Consider the following 1,462-nt stretch of genomic DNA (forward strand, 5'->3'; position numbering starts at 1 on the left):
GTGAATTTGATTGGTGTTTCATCTAAAACGTAATGCTTCGGAGCTTTCGTTTCGATAAATTGGTAATCACCAGGACGTAGGTCGTTAATTTCGATTATTCCTTGTTCATTTGTAACAAGGTCTTTATGAACTACATCACCATTCATATTAACAATTTTAAATACTGCATCTTTAAGAACAGTGCCATCAACATCATCAACTTTAGCAAGTTTAACTGCACCCTTTGTTAAAGCATTTGTAGCAGTGACATGAAGAGTTTCAGTTTGGCTCTTTTTAATTGTAAATACGATAGGTTTTTTATCTAAATCGTAATGTTCAGGAGCAATTGTTTCAACGAATTGATACGTACCAGGACGTAGGTTTTCAACAACAATTTTACCTTCATCATTTGTTTTTAAGCCTTCTTTAACTAGCTCTCCGTCTGCATCTAATAAATTAAATACGGCGTTAGCAAGTTTTGTATTTATATCAATATCGTCAATCTTTGTTAGTTCAACGCTACCGTTTTTCAAAGCATTTTTGCCTGTAACATTGATCTCTTTCGTTTGACTTCTTTCAATTGTAAATGGAATCGTTGTTTCATCTAATACATAGTGCTCAGGAGCTTTTGTTTCAATGAACTGATAGTCTCCAGGGCGTAAATCAGAAACAGAAATTTTACCGTTTTTATCTGTAACAAGATTCGTATGAACTTCCTTACCATTCATATCAACAATCTTAAAGATTGCACCTTCGAGCATCGTACGATCGATGTCGTCAATTTTTGTTAATGTTACTGCACCTTTCTTTAAACTGTTAGTAGCAGTAACAGTAATATTCTCTTTTTGACTTTTTTCGATAGTGAATGGAATAGGGTCTTTGCTTAAGGTATAGTCTTTTGGAGCTTTTACTTCAATAAATTGATAGTCTCCAGGACGTAAATCAGAAGCAGAAATTTTACCGTTTTTATCAGTCGTTAAACCTTTGCGAATTACCTTTTTAGTATCATGAGCGTCAACGATTATAAATTCTGCACCTTCAAGAATAGTGCCATCAACATCATCAACTTTTGTTAAAGTGACGCCACCTGTAAGTAAACTGTTTTTTACAGTAACAGGGATAGGAAGATCTTCCTTACTACCTTTTTTAATTGTGAACTTAATAGGTGTTTTGTCTAATTTATAATGTTCAGGGGCTTTTGTTTCGATAAATTGATAATCCCCTGGTGCTAAATCAGGAATAACTAATACTCCGTAATCATCTGTTGTTAAATCTTTCATAATTTCTTTGCCAGTTGCATCTTGCAATGTGAATACAGCGCCGGCAAGAGCTTTACTACTTTCCACATCATCTTCTTTAATAAGTTTAACTTTTCCTTTCGTTAAACTATTTTTAAATGTAAGTGGAAGGAGTTTTTGTTGTCCTTTTTCGATTGTAAATTCAATTGGTTCTACATTTACATCGTAATAAGTTGGAGCCTTTG

At 33.7% G+C, this 1,462-nt stretch carries 1 protein-coding gene; it reads right to left on the minus strand.

Annotated features, from left to right (window positions below; genetic code table 11):
- Nucleotides 1-1,462, minus strand: a 1,462-nt coding sequence (locus MR107_RS29965) for an MSCRAMM family protein (RefSeq protein WP_255855169.1), incomplete at both ends; no start/stop codon positions are given.

The sequence above is a fragment of the Bacillus cereus group sp. BfR-BA-01441 genome, assembly GCF_022663075.1.
Taxonomy (GTDB): Bacteria; Bacillota; Bacilli; order Bacillales; family Bacillaceae_G; genus Bacillus_A; species Bacillus_A cereus.